The 15,970-nt window shown below is 63.1% G+C and carries 15 protein-coding genes; 10 read left to right on the top strand and 5 right to left on the bottom strand.

Annotated elements, in window-relative coordinates; translation table 11 throughout:
* The first annotated feature begins 25 nt into the window (after window positions 1-25).
* The 3 genes from QBK88_RS09590 to rimK are packed head-to-tail and all read left to right on the top strand — an operon-like array spanning window position 26 to window position 1,600.
* Window positions 26-229 carry a hypothetical protein gene (locus QBK88_RS09590; protein WP_277961875.1) on the top strand — a complete coding sequence of 68 codons (204 nt, stop codon included), beginning with the start codon at window positions 26-28 and terminating at the stop codon, window positions 227-229.
* Window positions 216-698, top strand: coding sequence for a retropepsin-like aspartic endopeptidase RimB (gene rimB / locus QBK88_RS09585; RefSeq protein WP_268146258.1), 483 nt, complete (start codon window positions 216-218; stop codon window positions 696-698). The genes QBK88_RS09590 and rimB overlap by 14 nt, the downstream gene beginning before the upstream one ends.
* Entirely contained in the window at window positions 695-1,600 is a 906-nt protein-coding gene (gene rimK, locus QBK88_RS09580; protein ID WP_158156163.1) for a 30S ribosomal protein S6--L-glutamate ligase, read from the top strand. The genes rimB and rimK overlap by 4 nt, the downstream gene beginning before the upstream one ends.
* 34 nt (window positions 1,601-1,634) lie before the next feature.
* Here rimK and QBK88_RS09575 read toward each other — a convergent pair whose 3' ends face one another.
* Together QBK88_RS09575 and ompR are read right to left on the bottom strand one after the other, a co-directional pair.
* Window positions 1,635-2,948 carry an ATP-binding protein gene (locus tag QBK88_RS09575; protein WP_277961874.1) on the bottom strand — a complete coding sequence of 438 codons (1,314 nt, stop codon included), beginning with the start codon at window positions 2,946-2,948 and terminating at the stop codon, window positions 1,635-1,637.
* 107 nt (window positions 2,949-3,055) lie between these two features.
* Complete coding sequence (gene ompR / locus QBK88_RS09570) at window positions 3,056-3,787, bottom strand: osmolarity response regulator transcription factor OmpR (RefSeq protein ID WP_268146263.1); 732 nt, start codon at window positions 3,785-3,787, stop codon at window positions 3,056-3,058.
* A gap of 214 nt (window positions 3,788-4,001) precedes the next feature.
* On the opposite strand from ompR, the gene QBK88_RS09565 reads away from it, so the two are divergent.
* The 3 genes from QBK88_RS09565 to gshA all read left to right on the top strand — a co-directional run bounded on the left by QBK88_RS09565 (window position 4,002) and on the right by gshA (window position 8,489).
* Window positions 4,002-6,323 carry a Tex family protein gene (locus QBK88_RS09565; RefSeq protein ID WP_277961873.1) on the top strand — a complete coding sequence of 774 codons (2,322 nt, stop codon included), beginning with the start codon at window positions 4,002-4,004 and terminating at the stop codon, window positions 6,321-6,323.
* Window positions 6,323-6,706, top strand: coding sequence for a PaaI family thioesterase (locus QBK88_RS09560; RefSeq protein ID WP_158156155.1), 384 nt, complete (start codon window positions 6,323-6,325; stop codon window positions 6,704-6,706). The genes QBK88_RS09565 and QBK88_RS09560 overlap by 1 nt, the downstream gene beginning before the upstream one ends.
* Before the next feature lie 199 nt (window positions 6,707-6,905).
* The gene (gene gshA / locus QBK88_RS09555; RefSeq protein WP_277961872.1) at window positions 6,906-8,489 is read left to right on the top strand and encodes a glutamate--cysteine ligase; all 1,584 of its coding nucleotides are present in this window, start codon (window positions 6,906-6,908) and stop codon (window positions 8,487-8,489) included.
* A gap of 48 nt (window positions 8,490-8,537) precedes the next feature.
* Here gshA and argA read toward each other — a convergent pair whose 3' ends face one another.
* Together argA and argE are read right to left on the bottom strand one after the other, a co-directional pair.
* Entirely contained in the window at window positions 8,538-9,839 is a 1,302-nt protein-coding gene (gene argA, locus QBK88_RS09550; protein ID WP_268146270.1) for an amino-acid N-acetyltransferase, read from the bottom strand.
* A gap of 130 nt (window positions 9,840-9,969) precedes the next feature.
* On the bottom strand, window positions 9,970-11,124 hold the full coding sequence (gene argE / locus QBK88_RS09545; protein WP_277961871.1) for an acetylornithine deacetylase: 1,155 nt from the start codon (window positions 11,122-11,124) through the stop codon (window positions 9,970-9,972).
* 138 nt (window positions 11,125-11,262) lie between these two features.
* Here argE and QBK88_RS09540 point away from each other — a divergent pair, with 138 nt between their 5' ends.
* Window positions 11,263-12,630, top strand: coding sequence for a CYTH domain-containing protein (locus QBK88_RS09540; RefSeq protein ID WP_277961870.1), 1,368 nt, complete (start codon window positions 11,263-11,265; stop codon window positions 12,628-12,630).
* Window positions 12,631-12,650: 20 nt separating this feature from the next.
* Here QBK88_RS09540 and QBK88_RS09535 read toward each other — a convergent pair whose 3' ends face one another.
* Window positions 12,651-13,118, bottom strand: a complete 468-nt coding sequence (locus QBK88_RS09535; RefSeq protein ID WP_268146277.1) for an Lrp/AsnC family transcriptional regulator — start codon at window positions 13,116-13,118, stop codon at window positions 12,651-12,653.
* Window positions 13,119-13,244: 126 nt separating this feature from the next.
* On the opposite strand from QBK88_RS09535, the gene QBK88_RS09530 reads away from it, so the two are divergent.
* The 3 genes from QBK88_RS09530 to QBK88_RS09520 all read left to right on the top strand — a co-directional run bounded on the left by QBK88_RS09530 (window position 13,245) and on the right by QBK88_RS09520 (window position 15,878).
* Complete coding sequence (locus QBK88_RS09530; protein WP_277961869.1) at window positions 13,245-13,568, top strand: hypothetical protein; 324 nt, start codon at window positions 13,245-13,247, stop codon at window positions 13,566-13,568.
* 131 nt (window positions 13,569-13,699) lie between these two features.
* Window positions 13,700-15,481 (top strand): type II/IV secretion system protein, encoded by a 1,782-nt coding sequence (locus tag QBK88_RS09525; protein WP_277961868.1) that lies wholly within the window; start codon window positions 13,700-13,702, stop codon window positions 15,479-15,481.
* A gap of 76 nt (window positions 15,482-15,557) precedes the next feature.
* Window positions 15,558-15,878: a DUF2388 domain-containing protein gene (locus tag QBK88_RS09520; RefSeq protein WP_268146284.1), complete on the top strand. Its 321-nt coding sequence runs from the start codon at window positions 15,558-15,560 to the stop codon at window positions 15,876-15,878.
* The last annotated feature ends 92 nt before the right edge of the window (window positions 15,879-15,970 follow it).

Raw genomic sequence — 15,970 nt, 5'->3', positions numbered from 1 at the left:
CAAGGTAGGCCCGACGGAGGCAGGGATGAACGAAATCTTCAGGTTGTTACTCAATATCTATCGCCATTTGCACCGGTTTCTGCGTGAATACCGCGCTTTGCGCGTCACGTCGTTCCGCGCTCCGTTACCGGCGGCTATGCTGGGGTTGAATTTGCCCTGCCCGGCGCGCCGTGGAGCATGGGCCGACCGGAAACCTTTTATCGTCGGTTGCCCTTTTGAAAACATTTGATCATTTGACCGTTATCGGCCTGCGCGAGTGGGTGGCGCTCCCCGACCTGGGGGTCGCCGGCCTGCGTGCCAAAATCGATACCGGCGCCAGCACCTCAAGCCTGCACGCTACGGAAATAGAGCCGTTCGAGCGCAATGGCGAAAAGTGGGTGCGTTTCAATGCCCACCTGGGCTCCGTGGTGCAACTGCGCCACCGGCGCTGCGAAGCACCGCTGGTGGCAATGAAGACCATCAAGAGCTCCAACGGCCACGCACAGACCCGCTACGTCATCCGCACCACCCTGGCGCTGGGCGACCGGGTGTGGGATGTGGAATTTACCCTGGCCTGCCGCAAGGCGATGCGTTATCGCCTGCTGCTGGGCTCCAAAGCCCTGGTGCATGGCCAACTGGTGGTCAACCCAGGCGTTACCTACGTTCAAGACAAGCCGGTGTTCCCGGCCTCTACTACCTCTTCCACAGGTGTTGCATGAAGATCGCTGTGCTGTCGCGGAACCCGCGTCTGTATTCCACCCGCCGCCTGGTTGAAGCCGGGGTCGCTCGCGGGCATGAAATGGTAGTGATCGATACCTTGCGCGCCTACATGAACATCGCCAGCCACAAGCCGCAGATCCATTACCGCGGCAAACCGCTGGAAGGCTTCGACGCAGTGATTCCACGCATCGGCGCCTCGGTGACTTTCTATGGCTGCGCGGTGTTGCGCCAGTTCGAAATGATGGGGGTGTACCCGCTCAACGAGTCGGTGGCCATCGCCCGTTCCCGCGACAAGCTGCGCTCGCTGCAGTTGCTGTCGCGCCGCGGCATCGGCCTGCCGGTGACAGGGTTCGCTCACTCCCCCGATGATATTCCCGACCTGATCCAGATGGTCAACGGCGCACCGCTGGTGATCAAGGTACTGGAAGGGACCCAGGGCATCGGCGTGGTGCTGTGCGAAACCACCAAGGCGGCCGAATCGGTGATCGAGGCCTTCATGGGCCTGAAGCAGAACATCATGGTGCAGGAATACATCAAGGAAGCCGGTGGCGCCGACATTCGCTGCTTCGTGGTGGGTGACAAGGTCATCGCCTCGATGAAGCGTCAGGCCAAACCGGGTGAATTCCGCTCAAACCTGCACCGCGGCGGCAGCGCCAGCCTGATCAAGATCACCCCCGAAGAGCGCATGACCGCCATTCGCGCGGCCAAGGTCATGGGCTTGAGCGTGGCTGGCGTGGATATCCTGCGCTCCAACCACGGGCCGCTCGTGATGGAAGTGAATTCCTCGCCAGGGCTGGAAGGTATTGAAGTGACCACCGGCAAGGACGTGGCCGGGATGATCATCGAGCACCTGGAGAAGAACGGCGGGCCCAATCAGACCAGGACCAAGGGCAAAGGCTGATCCAGTACCGTTTGGAATCAGGCGACGCGCACCGTCAGGTGGCGTCGCGGGGCAGCATCAGGCCAAGCGGCAAGCGCACTCGCGCTTCCAGCCCGCCACCCGAGCGGTTGCGCAGTTCGACGTTGCCGCCATGCATGGCGGCAATGCGCTTCACGATGGCCAGGCCCAACCCGGTGCCCTTGCCACTGCGCGCACGGTCGCCGCGAATGAACGGGTCGAAAATACTCGCCAGCTCTTCTTCCGGAATACCCGCACCCCGGTCCAGCACGCTGAGCACCACATAAGGCGCGCTGTTGTCCCCCGACACATAGGCCGCCACTTCCACGCCATCACCCGCATGGTGCAGGGCATTGCCAATCAGGTTGGTCAGCAAGCGTTTCATCGAGACCCGGCGCAACGGGAACGGCGGTATCGGCTCCAGGCACAGGCGCACCTGCTCGTGGGGCTGATTGAACGGCGCCACGGCTTCCTCGACCAACTGCGCCAGGTCGACCTCCTCGATGGCCTCGTCGCGGCCATCCCGGATGAAGGCCAGGAACTGGTCGAGAATCGCGTCCATGTCTTCGATGTCCCGCTGCATGTCCGCGGCCAGGTCGCTGCTGGGGTCCATGAACTCGGTGGACAGGCGCAGTCGGGTCAATGGCGTGCGCAGGTCGTGGGAAACCCCTGCCAGCATCAACTCACGCTCGCGCCCCGCCTGTTCGACATCCTCGGCCATCTGGTTGAATGCCTTGTACACCTCGGTCATCTCGCTGGGCGTGTCACTGACTGGCAGGCGCACACTGCGCCCCTGCCCCAGTTGCCGGGCGGCGAATACCAGGCGCTTGAGTGGCTGGTTGAGCTGGCGTACGAAGATCCACGCCGATGCCGTGGACAGCAACCCGATGGCCAGGAACCAGCCCAGCACGCTCCAGATCTTCTGCCCGCGCAAAGGATGCGGGTACAGCGGCACCTTCAGCCAGCCAGCCCCCAGGCTTGGCGCCCGTACCCACAAGGCAGGTGGGGCGTGCACACGCAGGCGTACCTCGGTGTCCTCACCCAGTTCGGCCTGCATCTGTCGCTGGTAGATCTCGCTGTAGGGCCAGTGCTGTTCGCCTTCGGGCACACCGCCACCCACCACGCGGATCAGGCCAGCGGCATCGGCGATGCGTTCACGGTCATCTTCGTCGGCCGCCCAATAGGCACGCAGGGTCAGCGCCACACCATGGCTGTATTGCCGGTCCACCAGCACGTCCTCGTTCATCAACAGATAAACCAGGGTCAGCGCCTTGGAGAACAGCACGACGATCAGCACCAGCCACAGCGTGCGGGCGAAAAAGCTCTGGGGAAACCAAACCGGGGTTTTCATAAACAACAGCCATAAACATCGCAGGAACGAGCGCCGCTCGCGCAGGTTGCGGATAACGAGCCTTCCGGGCCATCGCGCCGGAACGGCTCGCTCCTACAAATGCCCCATCACTTGCTGTTGCCGTCCGGCACGAACACGTAACCCACGCCCCACACGGTCTGGATGTAGCGCGGCTTGGACGGGTCGGGCTCGATCATACGACGCAGGCGGGAAATCTGTACATCGATGGATCGCTCCAGCGCGTCCCACTCGCGGCCGCGGGCCAGGTTCATCAGTTTGTCGCGGGTCAGCGGCTCGCGGGCGTGCATGACCAGTGCCTTGAGCACGGCGAACTCGCCGGTGGTCAGCATGTGCACTTCGTCGCCACGCTTGAGCTCGCGGGTGGCCAGCGACAGGGAATAGTCGCCGAAGGTAACCACCTCGTCCTCGCTGGCCGGGGCGCCGGGCACCGGGGCGACACGGCGGAACAGCACCGCCTTGATACGCGCCACCAGCTCGTGGGGGTTGAATGGTTTGCCCAGGTAGTCGTCGGCGTGCTCCAGTCCGCGGATGCGGTCCTGGTCGTCACCCTTCGCGGTGAGCATGATCACCGGGATGGGGTTGGCCTTCTCGCGACGCAGGCGCGCGGCGGCCGTGAGGCCGTCTTCGCCGGGCAGCATCAGGTCGAGCACGATCAGGTTGTAGGACTCGCGCGCCAACAGGCGGTCCATTTCCTTGGTGTCCCCCACGGCGCGGACATTGAAGTCGGTGTTTTCGGTGAGGAAGCGCACCAGCCGATCCCGGATGACCTGATCGTCGTCAACAATCAGAATCTTTGGTGCTTGTGCAGTACTGCTCATGGCTTACTCCTGTGATCTCGGCGTGCATTATGGCGCAGCTGCCGAAACAGTGTGCTGTGTGCATTGTTAGCAGATTTTACCTGGGTTGCCATGGCAGACACGCCGACAGGTGACTTTGCCATCATGCCCCAACCCGGAATCGCTGGTTATAATGCGCCCCTTTCAGGCCGGGCGTGCCCGGCGGCTCTGCATTCACAATTGGTCAGGTGGTCTTATGGACAGCATCAACAGCCGCATCGCCGCAGAACTCGGCGTACGCCCACAGCAGGTCGAAGCGGCCGTGGCTCTTTTGGATGAAGGCTCCACGGTGCCTTTCATCGCCCGCTATCGGAAGGAAGTGACCGGGAGCCTGGACGACACCCAACTGCGCAACCTGGAAGAACGCCTGCGCTACCTGCGCGAACTCGATGACCGCCGCGCCAGCATTCTGGCCAGCATCGAGGAGCAGGGCAAACTGACCCCGGAGCTGGCCCGCGACATCAACCTCGCCGACACCAAGACCCGCCTCGAAGACCTTTACCTGCCCTATAAACAGAAACGCCGCACCAAGGGCCAGATCGCCCTGGAAGCCGGCCTGGGCGAGCTGGCCGATGGCCTGCTGGCCGACCCGATGCTGACGCCCGAATCCGAGGCCGCCCGTTTCGTCAGCGCCGACAAGGGCGTGGCCGACACCAAGGCCGCCCTGGAAGGCGCCAAGTACATTCTCATGGAGCGCTTCGCCGAAGACGCCAAGCTGCTGGACAAGCTGCGCAACTTCCTCAAGCAGGAAGCCACCATCAGTGCCCGCGTCGTGGCGGGCAAGGAGGAGGAAGGCGCCAAGTTCCGCGACTACTTCGAACATGACGAGCCGCTAAAGAGCATGCCCTCGCACCGCGCCCTGGCGATTTTCCGTGGCCGCAATGAAGGCGTGCTCAGCTCGACGCTGAAAGTCGGCGATGAAGCGCCGGGCACCCTGCACCCGTGCGAAATGATGATCGGCGAGCATTTCGCCCTGAAAAACCAGAACCGCCCTGCCGACAAGTGGTTGGGTGAGGTAGTGCGCTGGACCTGGAAGGTCAAGCTGTATACCCACCTGGAAACCGACCTGTTCGGCGAGCTGCGCGACGGTGCCGAGGCCGAAGCCATCAACGTCTTCGCTCACAACCTGCACGACCTGCTGCTGGCCGCCCCTGCCGGCCCGCGCGCCACCCTGGGCCTGGACCCGGGCCTGCGCACCGGCTGCAAGGTGGCCGTGGTCGACGCCACCGGCAAGGTGCTGGACACCGCCACCGTCTACCCTCACGTACCGCACAACAAATGGGACCAGACCATCGCTGTGCTGGCCGCCCTGTGCGCCAAGCACTCGGTGGACCTGATCGCCATCGGCAACGGCACCGCCAGCCGCGAGACCGATAAGCTGGCCGCCGACCTGATCAAGAAATACCCAGGCCTGAAGATGACCAAGGTCATGGTCTCCGAAGCCGGGGCATCGGTGTATTCGGCCTCGGAACTGGCGGCCAAGGAATTCCCTGACCTGGACGTGTCTATCCGTGGCGCCGTGTCCATTGCCCGCCGCCTGCAAGACCCGCTGGCAGAACTGGTGAAGATCGACCCCAAGTCCATCGGTGTCGGCCAGTACCAGCATGACGTTTCGCAACTCAAGCTGGCCCGTGGCCTGGACGCCGTGGTCGAGGACTGCGTGAACGCCGTGGGCGTGGACGTGAACACCGCGTCGGTCGCCCTGTTGGCCCGCATTTCGGGGCTCAACAGCACCCTGGCGCAGAACATCGTTGCCCACCGTGACGAGAACGGCGCCTTCAAGACCCGCGCGGCGCTGAAGAAAGTCAGCCGCCTGGGCGAGAAAACCTTCGAGCAGGCCGCAGGCTTCCTGCGCGTGATGAACGGCGACAACCCGCTGGATGCCTCGGCGGTCCACCCCGAAGCCTACCCGCTGGTACAGCGCATCGCCGCCGAAACCGACCGCGATATTCGCTCGCTGATCGGCGACAGCGCCTTCCTCAAGCGCCTGGACCCGAAGAAGTTCACCGACGAGACCTTCGGCCTGCCGACCGTCACCGACATCCTCCAGGAACTGGACAAGCCCGGCCGCGACCCGCGCCCGGAGTTCAAGACTGCCGCCTTCCAGGATGGTGTCGAAGACCTCAAGGACCTGGAACCCGGCATGATCCTCGAAGGTGTGGTGACCAACGTCACCAACTTCGGTGCCTTCGTCGACATCGGCGTGCACCAGGACGGCCTGGTGCACATCTCGGCGCTGTCGGAGAAGTTCATCAAGGACCCTCGCGAAGCGGTCAAGGCCGGTGATGTGGTCAAGGTCAAGGTCATGGAAGTCGACATCCCCCGCAAGCGCGTGGGGCTGTCGATGCGCATGAGCGACACCCCGGGCGAGAAAGTCGATGGTGCCCGTGGCAGCCGCCCAGGCGCCAGCCCGCGCCAGCAGGGCGCGCCAGCACGCCAGAAAGAACCTGCCGCGGCGCCGGTGAACAACGCCATGGCTTCGCTGTTCGCCAATGCCAAGCAGTTGAAGAAACGCTGATGGATATCCCTGAAGCGCTGGTACACAGCGCCTTCAGCCAGATGCTGGGCTGCCGCCTGCTGAGCCTGGAAAAGGGCAAGGCCGAGGTGGCCCTGGCATTGGAGCCGCACCTGCGCAACCGCGGCCAGGTGATGCACGGCGGCGCGCTGTTCAGCCTGGTGGACATCACCATGGGCCTGGCCTGCTCAAGCCACCACGGTTTCGACCAGCAGAGCGTGACCCTGGAGTGCAAGATCAACTACATGCGCCCAGTCGCCCAGGGCGAGGTGGTGTGCGTGGCTACCATCGTTCACGGTGGCAAGCGCACGCTGGTGGTCGACGCCGAAGTGCTTCAGGGCGACAAACTGATGGCAAAAGCACAGGGGACCTTCGTGGTTCTCTAGCGATTTGTATCCCTAATGAGTTAATTTCGGCACTGCGTACGCGGTGCCGGAATCGACTACCTGGAAAAAGCGGAACGTCAGACGAAAATTCTGACACTAAGCAACATAACCAGGCGACAACGCCGGTTCCTTTCGTCACCCTTGTAGACCGTCAACTCTACCCCCATATTGGGGCGACTGACGCGTGAAGGAATCCAACTTGAGCGAACTTCTCAACCGCCGCCTGCGCCTTTTGGGCGAGCGAGCCAACCTGACCCTGCTCGAGCATTGCCTGCACGGCATCGAGCGCGAATGCCTGCGTGTCACTGCCCAGGGCCGCCTGGCACAGACCCCGCACCCCGAAGCGCTGGGCGCCGCGCTGACCCATGAACAGATCACCACTGACTATTCCGAGTCGCTGCTGGAGTTCATCACCCCAGCCCTCGAAGATCCAGCGCAAACCCTGCAGAGCCTGGAGAAGATCCACCGCTTCGCCTACACCAAGCTGGGCAACGAGTTCCTCTGGAGCCCGTCGATGCCTTGCCCGCTGCCGGCTGAAGAAGACATCCCGATCGCCTACTACGGCACCTCGAACATCGGCCAGCTCAAGTACGTGTACCGCCAGGGCCTGGCCCTGCGCTACGGCCGCACCATGCAGTGCATCGCCGGTATCCATTACAACTTCTCGTTGCCCGAGCAGCTGTGGCCGCTGCTGCGCGAAGCCGAAGGCGCCGTGCAGACCGACCGTGACTACCAGTCCTCGGCCTACATTGGCCTGATCCGCAACTTCCGCCGCTACAGCTGGCTGCTGATGTACCTGTTCGGTGCCTCGCCAGCCCTGGACGCCGGTTTTCTGCGCGGGCGCAGCCACCAGTTGGAGCAACTGGACGCTGACACCCTGTATTTGCCGTACGCCACCAGCCTGCGCATGAGCGACCTGGGTTACCAGAGCAACGCCCAGGCCGGCCTGACCCCTTGCTACAACGACCTGCCCAGCTACACCGATAGCCTGCGCAAGGCCGTGGCCACGCCGTATGCGCCGTATGTGCAAATCGGCACCCACAAGGATGGCGAGTGGGTGCAGCTGAACACCAACATCCTGCAGATCGAAAACGAGTACTACTCCAACATTCGCCCCAAGCGCGTGACCTACACCGGCGAGCGGCCTATCCAGGCGCTGATGGCCCGTGGCGTGCAGTACGTGGAAGTACGCTGCCTGGACATCAACCCGTTCCTGCCCACTGGCATCGACCTGCCGGAAGCGCGGTTCATGGACGCCTTCCTGCTGTACTGCGCCCTGCAGGACAGCCCGCTGCTGGAAACCACCGAGTGCGGCGGCGCCAGCAACAACTTCCTCAGCGTGGTCAAGGAAGGGCGCAAGCCAGGCCTGCAATTGCAGCGCGACGGCCAGGCCGTGGACCTCAAGGAATGGGCCAGCGACCTGCTGGAGCAGATCGCGCCGTTGGCCGAACTGCTCGACCGGAGCCATGGCAGCGATGAACACGCCAAAGCCCTGGCCGCCCAGCGAGCGAAAGTCAGCGACCCGTCGTTGACCCCCTCGGCGCAGGTGCTGGCAAGCATGGCGGAGCACAAGGAGAGCTTCGCCCAGTTCTCCCTGCGCCAGAGCCAGGCCCATGCGGAATTCTTCCGCAGCCAGGCATTGAGTAGCGAAGAACAGGCGAAATTCGAGGAAATGGCGCGCAAGTCCATTGCCGAGCAGGCCGAGCTGGAACAGACCGAAGTGGGTGATTTCGACACCTTCGTCGGCTCGTACCAGGCCAGCATCCTGGCGATCAGCAACTAAGCAGCCGCTGCAAGCTGCAGCTTTTAGCCTGCAGCTTGCAGCATGCCCTCAGAGGGCTTTTTCGAAGATCTTCGAGTTGCGCTGGTAGTTGTACAGCGACGCTCGCGCCGCCGGCAGGCGTTCCACACCGCTAGGCTCGAAGCCACGCTCGCGGAACCAGTGAGCGGTACGGGTCGTCAACACGAACAGGGTCTTGAGGCCCATCTCCCGCGCACGGTCTTCGATGCGCTCCAGCAACTCGTCACCACGGCCGCCATGGCGGTATTCCGGGTTAACGGCCAGGCACGCCAGTTCACCGGCTTCGGAGTCGGCAATGGGGTACAACGCCGCGCACGCGATGATCATGCCCTCGCGCTCCACCACGCTGAATTGCTCGATCTCGCGTTCCAGCACCTCACGCGAACGACGCACCAGAATGCCCTGCTCTTCCAGCGGGCTGATCAGGTCCAGCAGGCCACCGACGTCCTCGATAGCGGCCTCACGCACTTGCTCGAACTGTTCCTGGGCAACCAGAGTACCGCCACCGTCGCGGGTGAACAGCTCGGTCAGCAGCGCGCCATTCTCGGCATAGCTGACGATATGGCTGCGGCCAACACCGCCCTTGCAGGCCTGAGCCGCGGCATCCAGCAGCTCGGCCTGGTAGTTTTCCATGCCCAGGCGTTCCAGGTGCGCTGGCACCTGCTGCGGGCGCAGTTCACGTACCAGTTTGCCGTTGGCGTCGATCAGGCCGCGATCCTCGCCGAACAGCAGCAGCTTGTCGGCTTCAAGGTCGATGGCCGCGCGGGTAGCGACGTCTTCGCAGGCAATGTTGAACACCTCGCCGGTGGGCGAGTAGCCCAGCGGCGACAGCAAAACGATGGAGCGCTCGTCCAGCAGGCGGTTGATACCCTTGCGGTCAACGCGGCGCACTTCGCCCGTGTGGTGGTAGTCAATGCCTTCGACCACACCGATGGGGCGACCCGTGACCAGGTTGCCGCTGGCCACGCGCAAGCGTGCGCCCTGCATGGGTGATGACGCCATGTCCATGGACAGGCGCGCCTCGATGGCGATGCGCAAAGCGCCGACGGCGTCGACCACGCATTCCAGGGTAGCGGCATCGGTGATGCGCAGGCCACGGTGGTAGTGCGGGGTCAGACCACGGGCCGCCAGGCGGCTTTCGATCTGTGGGCGCGAGCCGTGCACCAGTACCAGGCGCACGCCCAGGCTGTGCAGCAACACCAGGTCGTGGACGATGTTGCCGAAATTCGGGTGTTCAAGACCATCGCCGGGCAGCATGACGACAAAGGTGCAATCCCGGTGGGCGTTGATGTAGGGAGACGCGTGGCGAAGCCAATTGACGTATTCGGGCATAACTCAAAAGCCTGTGAAAAAGTGGACGAGCAACATGGGAACGCACAGCTGGCTGCTGGTTATCGTCGTAACAGGCTTGGCGACACGCGCAACTCTCCTCTGGTCATGTACGAATGGCTGATGCCAACCTTTAAAGGCTGACCGGCTTCAGGCAGTAATGTTCGATCAGTTCACGCAATAGACGCACAGTAGGGTCCAGACGTGACATTTCCAGGAATTCCCCTGGCTGGTGCGCGCAGGCTATGTCGCCAGGGCCCAGAATCAGGGTCTCGCAACCCAGGCGCTGAAGATAAGGTGCTTCGGTGCCGAATGCCACCGCTTCCGCCCGATGGCCGGTGAGACGTTCGGCTACTTGTACCAGCTCGCAGTCCGCGGCCTGCTCGAAGGGCGGCACTTCGCTGAACAGCGGCGCATAGTCGATCTTCACCTGGTGCAACTCGGCCAAGGGTTGCAGCTTCTGGCGAATGGCGTCGCGCAGCACCGTGGGGTCCATGCCTGGCAACGGCCGCAGGTCGAACTCCAGAGAGCACTGGCCGCAAATACGGTTGGGGTTGTCGCCGCCATGGATGCAGCCAAAGTTCAGGGTTGGCTGTGGCACGCTGAACTGCGGGTTGTTGTATTCCACCTGCCACTGTTTGCGCAGGCCCATCAGCTCGCTGATGGCGCCATGCATCGCTTCCATGGCGCTATGGCCAAGGCTTGGGTCAGAGGAATGGCCGCTGCGCCCCAGGATATCGATGCGCTCCATCATCACACCCTTGTGCAGGCGCACGGGTTTGAGGCCCGTGGGCTCGCCGATCACTGCCGCCCGGCCCAGCGGCCAGCCGGCCGCAGCCAGGGCCTTGGCCCCGGCCATGGAGCTTTCCTCGTCACAGGTGGCGAGAATCAGCAGCGGTTGCTTGAAGTCATGCACAAGCAATGGCCGCACAGCCTCGATGATCAGGGCGAAGAAACCTTTCATGTCACAGCTGCCCAGGCCTACCCAGCGCCCGTCCACTTCGGTGAGCTTGAGCGGGTCGGTCTGCCAGAGCTTTTCGTCATACGGCACGGTGTCGCTGTGGCCCGACAGCACCAGGCCGCCAGGGCCGGTGCCGCGGCTGGCCAGCAGGTTGAACTTGCCCGGCGACACTTCATGAATGTCACAGGAGAACCCCAGGTCCCCCAGCCAACTGGCCAGCAGGTCGATCACCGGCTTGTTGGTCTGGTCCAGGCTGGCCTGGGTGCAGCTCACCGAAGGCGCGGCGATCAAGGCGGCGAATTGCTCTTTGAATGAGGGCAGCGGCATGGTCGTTCTCCCGTTGGCGAGCCCCATCATAGAGCCATTGAGTACCGAGAATAAACCGCCGGGATGGGACTGCTGTACACTGCACGGCCTTAGCAGTCATCTGCGCTCCTATCAGAACAGCGCCTGGATTCTCCCGCCATGCAAAAAGAAACCGAAATCAAACTGCGCGTCAGCCCCGAAACCCTGGCTGAACTGCGCGAACACCCGTTGCTGAAAAAGCGCAACAAGAGTGGCTGGGAACGCCGTGAGCTGTTCAATCAGTATTTCGACACGCCCACCGGCGAACTCGCCGCGGCCAAGGTCGCGCTGCGCCTGCGCAAGGATGGCGACGAGGTCATCCAGACCCTCAAGACCCGCGGCCAGAGCATTGCCGGCCTGTCCGAGCGCAACGAGTACAACTGGGACCTGACCAAGGCCAAGCTGGACCTCAAGAAGCTGGACGGCGAATGCTGGCCTGAAGAACTGGCCGAGCTGGACAAGAAAACCATCAAGCCGGTGTTCACCACCGACTTCGTCCGCGAACGCGCGGAAATTGCCTGGGGCCGCGGCAAGGCCAAGGTGGTGATCGAGGCGGCGCTGGACCTGGGCAAGGTCATCGTCGGCAAGCAGTCCGAAGAGATCTGCGAGCTGGAGCTGGAGCTGCGCGAAGGCGAGCCCGCCGCGCTGCTGGAACTGGCTGCCGAACTGGCCATCAAGTTGCCGTTGATGCCATGCGACATCAGCAAGGCCGAACGTGGCTACCGTCTGGCCGAGCCCGGCAGCTACGCCCTGAGCCTGCCGGCGCCGGAACTGAACGCCGAAATGCCCCTGGACGATGCCTTCGCCGCCCTGGCATGGCACCTGCTGGGCACCAGCCAGCGCCTGGCCGAGCAGTACCGCTTCAATGGCCACTGGCGCTTGCTGCAGGACTGGGTAGCCCAGTTGATCGAGCTCCGTGCCCTGGCCGGCAGCCTGGGCCAGGCTGCCCCACGCAGCACTACCCACGAACTGCGCGTGAGCCTCGATGCCCTGCTGGAAGACTGGCGCCCGCTGGTGCAGGCCGGCAACGAAGACGAAGACGTCCGCCAGGCTGCCCCTGAGCAATTCGCCGAAGAACTGCAGGACACCCGCTGGGGCCTGTTCTCGCTGAACACCTCCCGCTGGCTGATGGAGCGCGCCTGGACCGTGGAGCGCAACAACCGTGGCAACCGCCAGGGCGCCGCGCAGCTGGTCAACTGGTTGAGCCACTTCCTGGGCGAAGAAGCCGCCGCGTTGCAACTGGGCCGTTACCAGCAGCAACCTGAAGACCTGGCTGAACAACTGCCGCGCATCGAACGCATCCAGAGCTGGCTGCACCATGCCCGTCAGGTCCTGGACCTGCCGGAAGTGGACCGCCTGTTCGGCGAGCTGAACAAGCTGCACGAATTGGCTGATACCGACATCAGCGACGAAGTGCTGGAAGCACGCGTGCAGCAGGCACTGACCGTATCCCAGAGCCGTGCCTGGAAGCAGATCCTGCGCAAGTAGCAGCGGTCAGCCTGCGATCTTCATAGAACCGGCAGACTGGTGGTGGACTTGATTTCCGACAACGCAACCGTCGAGTTCACTTCCTGGATGCCCGGTACCAGCGACAGTTTCTCAAAGAAAAACCGCTCGTAGGCCTCGATGTCCGGGGTCACGATGCGCAGCAGGAAGTCCACCGACCCCATCAGCACATAGCACTCCAGCACTTCCGGAAAGCCGCGGATCGCCTCCGTGAATTCAGTGAAATTGGAGCGCCCGTGGGCATTGAGTTTGACCTCGGCGAAAATCTGCGTGTTCAGGCCGATCTTCTTGCGGTCCAGCAGTGTCACCTGCCCCCGTATCACCCCTTCTTCCTTCAGCCGCTGGATACGCCGCCAGCACGGCGACTGCGACAGGCCGACCTGCTCGGCGATCTGCGCACTGGACAGCGACGCATCTTCTTGCAACAGCGCCAGGATGCGCCGGTCGTAGTGATCCAGCTCGCCTTGCATAATTATTCCCCGTGACGGCGTAGACTTGAATCATACAATTCAAATCAATTTGATATCTGCCTGATTGAGACAAGAAATACCCGCAAGGCCATGTGAAGCTATGCCCATCGTTCCCGGAGCAGCACCATGACCGTTCACGAAGCCCACCTGCCTACCCGCACCGACAGCTGGGGCGCCCACCAGCCGACCACCGTTGCTCACTACCAATTGGTGGCCGAAGCCGAACCGGACAGCCTGTGCCGTGTGCTCAACCTGTTGGCCATGCAGTACCTGATTCCCCTGAGGCTCGACGTGGTGCGCCAGGATGACCTGCTGCACATCGAACTGCAGGTCGACGGCCTCAGCTGGCACCGCGCTGAAGTGATCGGCAACAAAATGCGCAACCTCATCTGCGTACTCTCGGTGGAGCTGCGAAACCCCGCCACGCTGGGCGTCGCCGCCAACGGCTGAAACCCGGCAACCGTCGGTAACTTTTTACCGGCCGCCTCGGCAACCTCGACCTGATTCCCCGGTCTACCCTTGCAACCGGGCCGCGCCCCTGTGCGCGGTCGGTTTACTGTAGACCGAGTCAAGGAGCCCGCATGTCCGTCGTTACCGCTATTGAGGACCGCTGGCTGGATTTGAATGAACTGCTGCGCGACCTGGTTGCCCAGGGCTTTCTCAAACAGGACTGCGCTGAAAATGCTATCGCCATGCGCCGCGCGCTGGATAACAGCCACCTGCACCCCCTGGAATTCATTGCCGCACAGCAGCTGGAAGACCTGAGCCGACCAGGCAAGTGCCTGGACCTCGAACAACTGACCGTGTGGCTGGCCCAGCAGGCCGGCCAGCCCTACCTGCGTATCGACCCGTTGAAGATTGACGTGGCGGCGCTCACGCCCCTGATGTCTTACGGTTTTGCCCAACGCCACAAGATCCTGGCCGTGGCGGTATCGCGCACCGCTGTCACCGTGGCCAGCGCCCAGCCCTTCGTGTGCAGTTGGGAAGCCGACCTCACCCACGTGCTCAAGCGCCCGATCAAGCGGGTAGTGGCCAACCCCGCCGAGATCCAGCGCTTCACCGTGGAGTTCTACCGGCTGGCCCGCTCGGTCAGCGGGGCCAACACCACGGAAATGCGCGGCACCAGCACGGGCAACTTCGAACAACTGCTCAACCTGGGTGCCAGCGACCAGGAACCCGATGCCGACGACGCCCATATCGTCAATATCGTCGATTGGCTGTTCCAGTACGCATTCCAGCAACGCGCCAGCGATATCCACATCGAGCCACGCCGAGAACAGGGCACTGTGCGCTTTCGCATCGACGGCATCCTGCACAATGTCTACCAGTTCCCTACCCAGGTCACCATGGCCATCGTCAGCCGCCTCAAGAGCCTGGGGCGCATGAATGTCGCAGAAAAGCGCAAACCCCAGGACGGCCGGGTCAAGACCAAGACCCCGGAAGGCGGCGAGGTGGAGTTGCGCCTGTCGACCTTGCCCACGGCGTTCGGCGAGAAAATGGTGATGCGTATCTTCGACCCGCAGGTATTGCTCAAGGATTTCCACGAACTGGGCCTGGCCAGTGACGACCTGCGCCGCTGGCAGGACATGATCAGCCAGCCCAACGGCATCATTCTGGTTACCGGCCCCACCGGCTCGGGCAAGACCACGACCCTCTACACCACGCTCAAGCGCCTAGCCACGCCCCAGGTCAACCTGTGCACCATCGAAGACCCTATCGAAATGGTGGAGCCGGCCTTCAACCAGATGCAGGTACAGCACAACATCGACCTGACCTTCGCCAGTGGCGTCCGCGCACTGATGCGACAGGACCCGGACATCATCATGATCGGCGAAATTCGCGACCTGGAGACTGCCGAGATGGCGATACAGGCCGCGCTCACCGGTCACCTGGTGCTGTCGACACTGCACACCAACGACGCGCCCAGTGCCATCAGCCGCCTGCTGGAGCTGGGCGTGCCGCACTACCTGATCAAGGCGACCCTGCTGGGCGTGATGGCCCAGCGTCTGTTGCGTACCCTGTGCCCGCACTGCAAGGTGCCCCACGCGGTGGCCGAGGAAGACTGGCTGACACTGACGCGCCCCTGGCACGCGCCCGGCCCCGCCAACGCCCACCGCGCCATTGGCTGCACCGAATGCCGCGACACTGGCTTTCGTGGGCGCGCCGGGGTGTACGAGATATTGCAGATGACCGACACCGTGAAAGCGCATATCCAGGCCGAGACAGACCTGTTGTCGCTCAAGCGCCGCGCGGTAATGGAGGGTATGCGCAGCCTGCGTCTGTCGGGGGCGCAGAAGGTAGCGGCCGGCCAGACCACGGTGGAAGAAGTGCTGCGCGTGACGCCGCGCCACGATTTGAAATAGTCCACCGTGACGCGGGAACTACGCCAATCAATTGCGAATCAAAATACCGAGATCATCCCTGTCGGAGTCACCCATCATGCGTTTGAAAACTGCCGTTGTAACGCTCGCCCTGCTCTCGGTACCCGTCGGTTCAGCCATGGCCGACGGTTTCCTGCGCGATGTGCTGTCGTCCGGTGCTACCACCGGTTCCACCTACCTGACTTTCCGCCACCACAAACTGATCGTCGCCGCCCAGGACGACGCCGGCAGCTATGTGGCCAGCAACGGCAGCATCAAGGGGCCGTACCTGGAAGCAGCGATGCAGCAAGTGCGCACCGACAACCCTGGCTTGAAAGCGACCGACATGGAACTGGCCAACGCCATCCTGATCAAGGGCGCCGAGCCCGCGGCTGATTGATCACACTGCCCCCGGCTCGGGAACGTTGCACCGCGAACAGCCTGACACACCGCGGCGCCTGGTTCCCGAGCTAGCGCCCGGTCCCACAGAGT

The organism is Pseudomonas sp. RIT-To-2 (assembly GCF_029623465.1).
Classification (GTDB): Bacteria; Pseudomonadota; Gammaproteobacteria; order Pseudomonadales; family Pseudomonadaceae; genus Aquipseudomonas; species Aquipseudomonas silvicola.
Note: the sequence above shows the minus strand (reverse complement) of the source record. Positions and strands in the feature narration are given on the sequence as shown.

Excerpts from the sequence above, each read along its gene's own strand:
- QBK88_RS09565 (WP_277961873.1), top strand. The coding sequence starts at position 4,002 with ATGGACAGCATCAACAGCCGCATCGCCGCAGAACTCGGCGTACGCCCA.
- QBK88_RS09520 (WP_268146284.1), top strand. The coding sequence starts at position 15,558 with ATGCGTTTGAAAACTGCCGTTGTAACGCTCGCCCTGCTCTCGGTACCC.
- QBK88_RS09560 (WP_158156155.1), top strand. The coding sequence starts at position 6,323 with ATGGATATCCCTGAAGCGCTGGTACACAGCGCCTTCAGCCAGATGCTG.
- rimK (WP_158156163.1), top strand. The coding sequence starts at position 695 with ATGAAGATCGCTGTGCTGTCGCGGAACCCGCGTCTGTATTCCACCCGC.
- ompR (WP_268146263.1), bottom strand. The coding sequence starts at position 3,787 with ATGAGCAGTACTGCACAAGCACCAAAGATTCTGATTGTTGACGACGAT.
- argA (WP_268146270.1), bottom strand. The coding sequence starts at position 9,839 with ATGCCCGAATACGTCAATTGGCTTCGCCACGCGTCTCCCTACATCAAC.
- QBK88_RS09535 (WP_268146277.1), bottom strand. The coding sequence starts at position 13,118 with ATGCAAGGCGAGCTGGATCACTACGACCGGCGCATCCTGGCGCTGTTG.
- QBK88_RS09540 (WP_277961870.1), top strand. The coding sequence starts at position 11,263 with ATGCAAAAAGAAACCGAAATCAAACTGCGCGTCAGCCCCGAAACCCTG.
- QBK88_RS09575 (WP_277961874.1), bottom strand. The coding sequence starts at position 2,948 with ATGAAAACCCCGGTTTGGTTTCCCCAGAGCTTTTTCGCCCGCACGCTG.
- QBK88_RS09590 (WP_277961875.1), top strand. The coding sequence starts at position 26 with ATGAACGAAATCTTCAGGTTGTTACTCAATATCTATCGCCATTTGCAC.
- QBK88_RS09525 (WP_277961868.1), top strand. The coding sequence starts at position 13,700 with ATGTCCGTCGTTACCGCTATTGAGGACCGCTGGCTGGATTTGAATGAA.
- argE (WP_277961871.1), bottom strand. The coding sequence starts at position 11,124 with ATGCCGCTGCCCTCATTCAAAGAGCAATTCGCCGCCTTGATCGCCGCG.
- QBK88_RS09530 (WP_277961869.1), top strand. The coding sequence starts at position 13,245 with ATGACCGTTCACGAAGCCCACCTGCCTACCCGCACCGACAGCTGGGGC.